This is a genomic window from Herminiimonas fonticola (assembly GCF_040395855.1).
Lineage (GTDB): Bacteria > Pseudomonadota > Gammaproteobacteria > Burkholderiales > Burkholderiaceae_D > Oxalicibacterium > Oxalicibacterium fonticola_A.
The window spans coordinates 1-7,371 of the sequence record NZ_JBEBPO010000107.1; the positions used below are offsets into that span (position 1 = coordinate 1).

Below are 7,371 nucleotides of genomic sequence, written 5' to 3' on the forward strand. Positions count from 1 at the left end.
ACGATTTGTCGAAACAAGCTGTTGCGTACCGTCAGGTTTCCCTGCTGTTGCGCCGCCCACCAGGCCGCGAAGCGTTCCCTGGCGACGTGTTCTATCTCCACAGCCGCTTGCTCGAACGTGCAGCACGCGTTAACGCCGATTACGTCGAAGCGTTCACCAAAGGTGAAGTTAAAGGCAAAACCGGTTCGTTGACAGCATTGCCTATCATCGAAACACAAGCAGGCGACGTTTCCGCATTCGTTCCAACCAACGTAATTTCGATTACCGACGGTCAGATCTTCCTGGAAACATCGTTGTTCAACGCTGGTGTACGTCCTGCGATTAACGCTGGTATCTCGGTATCGCGCGTTGGTGGTGCAGCACAGACCAAAGTCATCAAGGGCCTGTCCGGCGGTATTCGTACCGATCTGGCGCAGTACCGTGAATTGGCAGCGTTTGCCCAGTTCGCTTCGGACCTGGATGCATCGACCCGCAAGCAACTCGATCGCGGTGCACGTGTAACCGAATTGTTGAAACAAGCTCAGTACTCACCATTGTCGACTTCGCTGATGGCGGTTTCGCTGTTCGCGGTCAACAAAGGCTACTTCGATGACCTCGAAGTTAAACGTGTACTCGCGTTTGAATCGGGTCTGCACGGTTTCATGAAATCCAGCCACGCAGCATTGCTGCAAAAAATCGAAGACACCAAGAAGCTCGAGAAAGACGACGAAGCTGTATTGGCTGCTGCGATTGCTGATTTCAAAAAATCGTTCTGATTTCGGGGCTATAAGGAGTAATAACTCATGGCTTCAGGCAAAGAGATACGTGGCAAGATCAAGAGCGTAGAAAATACGAAGAAGATCACCAAGGCGATGGAAATGGTCGCTGCATCCAAAATGCGCAAGGCGCAGGACCGGATGCATGCGGCTCGCCCATACAGCGACAAGATTCGTAATATCGCTGCCAATTTGTCGCAAGCCAATCCTGAGTACACACACCCGTTTCTGGTGAAGTCGGATGTGTCGAAAACGGTGGGCTTCATCATTGTGACGACGGATAAGGGTTTGTGCGGCGGTATGAACACAAACTCCCTGCGTATCGTGACGACCAAGTTGCGCGAGCTGGAAGCGCAAGGCAGGAAGGTCGAAACCGTCGCAATCGGCAATAAAGGTTTGGGTTTCCTGAATCGTATCGGCGCGCGTGTCGTGTCGCATGCGGTGCAAATCGGCGACACCCCGCATCTGGACAAGCTGATCGGTCCGGTCAAGGTGATGCTCGATGCGTATCAGGACGGCAAGCTGGACGCGGTATACATCGTGTACACCAAGTTCATCAACACGATGAAGCAAGAGCCGATGATGGAGCAGTTGCTGCCATTGGCCGCTGATGCGTTGAAGGCAGATGCAGATTCGCTGGCATGGGATTACATCTACGAGCCGGATGCGCAAACCGTGATTGATGAATTGTTGATCCGTTATGTTGAAGCGCTGATTTTCCAGGCAGTAGCGGAAAACCTCGCGTCCGAACAATCGGCTCGCATGGTGGCGATGAAATCGGCAAGCGACAATGCAGGTAGCGTGATTGGTGAACTGAAGCTGGTCTATAACAAGACGCGTCAGGCTGCGATTACGAAAGAACTTTCCGAAATCGTCGCCGGTGCGGCTGCGGTTTAATTCGATTGCGGAGCAGCGCAAGCTGCCCTCAACAACCAGATTTTAATTTTATATATTGAAGGAACGAAAATGGCTGATGGCAAAATCGTTCAGTGTATCGGCGCGGTGGTGGACGTTGAATTTCCCCGCAATGCGATGCCTAAGATTTACGATGCCTTGAAGATGGCAGGCTCCGAGCTGACGCTGGAAGTTCAGCAACAGTTGGGTGACGGTATTGTTCGTACCATTGCACTCGGTACATCCGACGGTTTGCGTCGCGGCATGATCATTCAAAACACCGGCAATCCAATCACGGTACCAGTTGGTACGGCTACTCTTGGCCGCATCATGGACGTGTTGGGCAACCCAATCGACGAATGCGGTCCTGTGAGCCACGAGCGTACAGCATCGATTCACCGCAAAGCGCCAGCGTACGACGAATTGTCGCCATCGCAGGATTTGCTGGAAACAGGCATCAAGGTTATTGACCTGGTTTGCCCGTTCGCAAAAGGCGGTAAGGTCGGTCTGTTCGGTGGTGCTGGCGTCGGTAAGACAGTCAACATGATGGAACTGATTAACAACATCGCTAAAGCACACAGCGGCTTGTCCGTGTTTGCCGGTGTTGGTGAACGTACTCGTGAAGGTAATGACTTCTACCACGAGATGGCTGACGCTAAAGTGGTTGATCTGGAAAATCCGGCCAACTCGAAAGTAGCGATGGTCTACGGTCAGATGAATGAACCACCAGGTAACCGTCTGCGCGTTGCGTTGACCGGTTTGACGATGGCTGAAGCATTCCGTGACGAAGGTAAAGACGTGTTGTTCTTCGTCGATAACATCTATCGTTTCACGCTGGCTGGTACCGAAGTATCCGCTTTGCTGGGTCGTATGCCTTCGGCTGTGGGTTATCAACCTACGCTGGCTGAAGAAATGGGCCGTCTGCAAGAACGTATTACCTCGACAAAAACCGGTTCGATCACATCGATCCAGGCCGTCTACGTTCCAGCGGATGATTTGACCGATCCATCGCCAGCAACAACATTTGCTCACTTGGATTCCACCGTTGTTCTGTCGCGTGACATCGCATCGCTTGGTATTTATCCAGCGGTTGATCCACTCGATTCGACCTCGCGTCAATTGGATCCACTCGTCGTTGGTCAAGATCACTACGACACAGCGCGCGCTGTTCAAGGTACCTTGCAGCGCTACAAGGAATTGCGCGACATTATCGCGATTCTGGGTATGGACGAGTTGGCACCGGAAGACAAACTGCTGGTCGCACGTGCACGTAAGATGCAACGTTTCCTGTCGCAACCGTTCCACGTTGCTGAAGTATTTACCGGTGCACCAGGTAAATACGTTTCGCTCAAAGATACGATCAATGGTTTCAAAATGATCGCATCCGGCGAACTCGATCACCTGCCAGAACAAGCGTTCTACATGGTAGGCACCATCGAAGAAGCAATCGAAAAAGCGAAAAAACTCAACTAATCATTGAGCAGCTTGCGCGGTGCAGCTTCAACGCTGCATGCGCAAGCAAACGTTTTCCGGTCTTTGGACGAAGAAATAAGGTTCTAACATGGCACACACAATGCGCGTAGAGGTAGTCTCCGCCGAAGAAGAAATCTTCTCCGGCGAAGCAGAGTTTGTCGCGCTGCCGGGCGAATCAGGCGAACTCGGCATCTTGCCGGGCCACACGCCACTGATCACACGCATCCGACCAGGTGCGGTTCGCATCAAGGTTGCCGGCCAGGCTGAAGACGAATTCGTCTTTGTAGCAGGCGGTATTCTGGAAGTGCAGCCACACGGCGTGACGGTTCTGGCCGACACCGCAATTCGCGGTGCCGATCTGGATGAAGCCAAGGCAGCAGAAGCGAAACGATTGGCCGAAGAAGCACTGGTCAATAAAGAATCGAAAATCGACTACGCACAAGCACAGGCCGAATTGGCCACCGCGATTGCACAGTTGGCGGCGATTCAACGGTTGCGTCAAAAACGCTAATCGGCAATTCCCGCATACAATGAAGGGCAGCTTAGGCTGCCCTTCTTGTTTTTGGAAAAGAAATCATGAATCAGAATCCGCAAACCATCATCAAGTTGCTGGCCGAATCCCGCGTTATCGCCGTAGTCGGTTTGTCCCCCAAGTCGGATAGGCCCAGCCACGGGGTTGCCGCCTACCTGCAACGGCATGGCTACCGGATTATTCCAGTCAACCCTGTGTGTGCAGGCACTCACATTCTCGGTGAACATTGCTATGCAACGTTAACGTTGGCAGCTGCGGCCCTGGCGGAACAACAAACGCGGATAGATATGGTGGATATTTTCCGCAAATCCGAACTGGTTGGGCCCATCGTCGATGAGGCGATTGCGATCCGTGCCCGAGGTGTCTGGTTGCAAATCGGCGTCATCAATGAAGCTGCAACCGACAAGGCGCGTGCTGCCGGCCTGGATGTTGTGGCAGACCGTTGTACAAAAATCGATCATGCCATCTGGCATGCCGAACAAAGCGAGGCGAGATAAATATGGCGAGCGTCCAGCAATTATTCCGTGCAGGTAAAAAGCAGAAGGTGCTTGATGCGGGCGCTGGCGAGAAGCCGCTTTCCAGCGGCGACAAGGCGCAGGATAAATTGCAGGTAGAACAGCTAGCACAGCAGATCGCTGACTTGCAGGAAATTTTGTACGCCCAACGCAAGCACAAGATACTGATTGTGTTGCAAGGCATGGATACTTCCGGCAAGGATGGCACCGTGCGCGGCGTGTTTGGCAGAATCGATCCGCTGGGCGTATCCAGCGTTGCTTTCAAGGCGCCGACGGCGGAAGAGAAGGCGCATGATTATTTATGGCGCGTACATCAGCAAGTGCCGGGGCAGGGCGAGTTCACCATCTTCAACCGCAGCCACTACGAAGATGTGCTGATCACGCGTGTACACGACTGGATAGACGACAAGGAATGCAAGCGCCGCTATGCGCATATACGGGACTTCGAGCGCATGCTGAGCGAAACCGGCACCGTGATTCTCAAATTCTTTTTGCACATCTCCAGTGACGAGCAAAAGAAACGTCTGGAAGAACGTATCGCCGATCCGGACAAGCACTGGAAATTCGATCCCAACGATTTGGCCGAACGGAAATACTGGGCTGATTACCAGCGTCTGTATGAGGCTGCAATCAATGAAACAGATACCGATTACGCGCCGTGGTACGTCATTCCTGCCGATTCAAAAACACATCGCAATCTGGCGATAGCCAGCATCGTGCTGGATACATTGCAAAAGTTGAAGCCGGCTTTCCCTCCGGGCAATCCGGAGTTTGCGAAGTTGAAAGTCGTCTGACGAAGACGCACCGGATTCAAACGATCACGCGCTCATTTCACTCCTACATTGCCATTTTATTGGCGTCAGGTGTCGTGTGCCCTGGTGGTTCAGCGGGCCTAAGCCGGCTGAGGAAAGAAACCAACTCTATCGGCAGAGGGAAAACAATGGTCGTGTTTTTATCTGCACCGATCACCGTCAGTGTTTCCAGATAACGCAACTGGATTGCCTGCGGCTCCTGTGCCAGGATTTTGGCTGCTGAGTATAGTTTTTCCGAAGCCTGCAATTCGCCTTCGGCATGAATCACCTTGGCGCGCCGCTCGCGCTCTGCCTCCGCCTGTCTTGCAATGGCCCTGATCATGGATTCCGTCAGATCGACTTGCTTGATCTCGACGTTGGCAACCTTGATGCCCCACGAGTCGGTTTGTACATCCAGCGACTCTCTAATGTCGTGATTCAGCTTTTCCCGCTCGGCCAGCATGTCATCCAAAACGTGCTTGCCCAATACCGAACGCAACATGGTTTGTGCCAGCTGGCTCGTTGCGTTAAGGTAATTCGCGACCTGGATGATCGCTTTCTGCGGATCAATGATGCGGAAGTAGATAACGGCGCTGACCTTCACGGACACGTTATCGCGCGAGATGACATCCTGGGTCGGCACCTCCAGCACCACGGTACGCAAATCCACGCGCACCACCTGCTGAATCAAGGGGATGATGATGACCAGTCCCGGCCCCTTCACCTTCCAGAAGCGTCCCAGGGTAAAGACGACGCCACGTTCATACTCACGGAAAATCTTGATGGCCGAGGCGAGGAAAACGATGACAGCCAAGACAAGAAGAGACGGAAGCCAGTTTAGTTCGGAGAACATGATGAATCTCCTGTAGCCAATTGCCTCGGTAAAGATGGCGCGTGGCAACTGTCACTAGTCGAACCGTCGGCAATTCATGTATTCATAGTAGGCATTTTTGCCAGGATGTCCATCAAGACATTCCAGGCCTTTTACTCCCACATGCCCGACAGGCTTGAACCTTAGTGACAGTAACGCTATATCGACCACATGAACCAGACGCCGGCGAGCAAGGCACCGACGCTGGTCATCACTGCGATGCTGCGTACGGTGTGTAATTGCGTCCACAGCAGCAGACCGGTAATCGACAACAGGATCAAACTGCCGGCGATTGAGTCGGCCAGTAATATCCAAAAAGCGCTAACACCTACGGACATATGCAAACGCGTTAATGTGCCGATCGGTGTGGCATCGACATGATCCAGTTTGACGAAACGATTGCCTACAAAATATTCAGCAGACACGCCACGGCCGGGGCGGTTCAATGCGATGGTCCAGCGTTCAGGTTGTTGTACCTCAAGGTCATTCCACAGGACGATTTTGGCGGGTTGGGATTTGACGATGGGTGGTGCAACTGGTGCAAAATCCAATTCCTTTTGCAACCATTTGGACATCTCTTCCGGGGTGGAAAAATTGTTGGCCGGTAGTGTCAGTTGCGCGGTTGATTGCACCGTTTTTTCAACCGGAATTTTCAGGATCGCGCGATGATTGAGCAAAATGCCGGTCCCACCAAACAACAGTCCGAATACGGCACCCCATAGACCTACGTACAAATGAATCTTGCGCAACCAGGTAAGGAAAATGGCACGTTTGCTGCGTCGACGAACATGCTTGGCATGCGAAGCCGCACCGGACATATTCACCGGTTTGCCTTCGCGTGTACGAAATGTAACGTCGGTACTCATTCTTTACTCCATTGGGTGTTTAGGTGCTTGTACCGGGCCTGCATTTGCGCCTTTGGTTTTTACAAAGGTGTAAGTCAGATGATTGCGCAGATTGTCATACTGCTTGCCTGAAAATTCGCCAGCGGTTTTGTCGATATACAGCACATGCAGCACGTACTGGCCGCGCCATGGTGTATTGATTTCTACCGTGCCTTGCGCATCGGTCTGATGTTCCTGCATCCATGTATTCGGTGCAATCACTTCAAGCTTGGCATTTTTCAACGGCTGTCCGCGATACAGCAAAACGAAGCAGTTTGCCTTGCTGCCTTGCACGATATCCAGCGCCAGCGGCGATGTTGCACCGCTGGCCAAAGGCTGGCCGAGGCGCGCATAGTAATTCGACTTCGCCATGCCAAGGTTGTGTTTGGTCAGGTCTGCCACAGCAACGGATTCTTCCAGTGCCAGAACAGTGGGTGCTTTGCCGCTGCTGATGGCCAAATGCGTGGCGGTACGATGGACCTCAACTGCTTTGGCTTCGCCACCTTTGAGTGTCAATGCCTGCAGGCCCGTAATGCGATCAAGCTTGCCCGGGCTTTTCTCTTTCAACTGCACATCGACTTCGCCGTAATACAGCGATGCGCCGGTCTTGCCGGATTCCAGCCAAAGGTAATGTGCTTGCGCGACGCTGCTCACCA

General features: G+C 52.8%; 9 protein-coding genes. 6 read left to right on the plus strand and 3 right to left on the minus strand.

Going from position 1 to position 7,371, the window contains the following annotated elements; all coding sequences use genetic code 11:
- The 6 genes from ABWP27_RS11320 to ABWP27_RS11345 form a co-directional block, all read left to right on the plus strand.
- A partial coding sequence (locus ABWP27_RS11320; protein WP_502905339.1) for a F0F1 ATP synthase subunit alpha occupies positions 1–755 on the plus strand: 755 nt, incomplete at its 5' end.
- A gap of 27 nt (positions 756–782) precedes the next feature.
- Positions 783–1,652, plus strand: coding sequence for a F0F1 ATP synthase subunit gamma (atpG, locus tag ABWP27_RS11325; RefSeq protein WP_353156795.1), 870 nt, complete (start codon positions 783–785; stop codon positions 1,650–1,652).
- A gap of 69 nt (positions 1,653–1,721) precedes the next feature.
- Entirely contained in the window at positions 1,722–3,122 is a 1,401-nt protein-coding gene (gene atpD, locus ABWP27_RS11330) for a F0F1 ATP synthase subunit beta (protein WP_304934018.1), read from the plus strand.
- 88 nt (positions 3,123–3,210) lie between these two features.
- Complete coding sequence (locus tag ABWP27_RS11335) at positions 3,211–3,633, plus strand: F0F1 ATP synthase subunit epsilon (protein WP_353156798.1); 423 nt, start codon at positions 3,211–3,213, stop codon at positions 3,631–3,633.
- 65 nt (positions 3,634–3,698) lie between these two features.
- A complete protein-coding gene (locus ABWP27_RS11340; protein WP_353156801.1) occupies positions 3,699–4,151 on the plus strand; it encodes a CoA-binding protein in 453 nt (150 codons plus the stop codon).
- Positions 4,152–4,153: 2 nt separating this feature from the next.
- Positions 4,154–4,963: a polyphosphate kinase 2 family protein gene (locus ABWP27_RS11345; RefSeq protein WP_353156803.1), complete on the plus strand. Its 810-nt coding sequence runs from the start codon at positions 4,154–4,156 to the stop codon at positions 4,961–4,963.
- Between the two features lie 43 nt (positions 4,964–5,006).
- Here the strand turns inward: ABWP27_RS11345 and ABWP27_RS11350 are convergent, their stop codons facing one another.
- The 3 genes from ABWP27_RS11350 to ABWP27_RS11360 all read right to left on the minus strand — a co-directional run.
- Positions 5,007–5,813 carry a slipin family protein gene (locus ABWP27_RS11350; protein WP_353156805.1) on the minus strand — a complete coding sequence of 269 codons (807 nt, stop codon included), beginning with the start codon at positions 5,811–5,813 and terminating at the stop codon, positions 5,007–5,009.
- Positions 5,814–5,989: 176 nt separating this feature from the next.
- Positions 5,990–6,697, minus strand: a complete 708-nt coding sequence (locus tag ABWP27_RS11355) for a PepSY-associated TM helix domain-containing protein (RefSeq protein ID WP_353156808.1) — start codon at positions 6,695–6,697, stop codon at positions 5,990–5,992.
- Positions 6,698–6,700: 3 nt separating this feature from the next.
- Positions 6,701–7,371, minus strand: a 671-nt coding sequence (locus ABWP27_RS11360) for a DUF4198 domain-containing protein (protein ID WP_353156811.1), incomplete at its 5' end; no start/stop codon positions are given.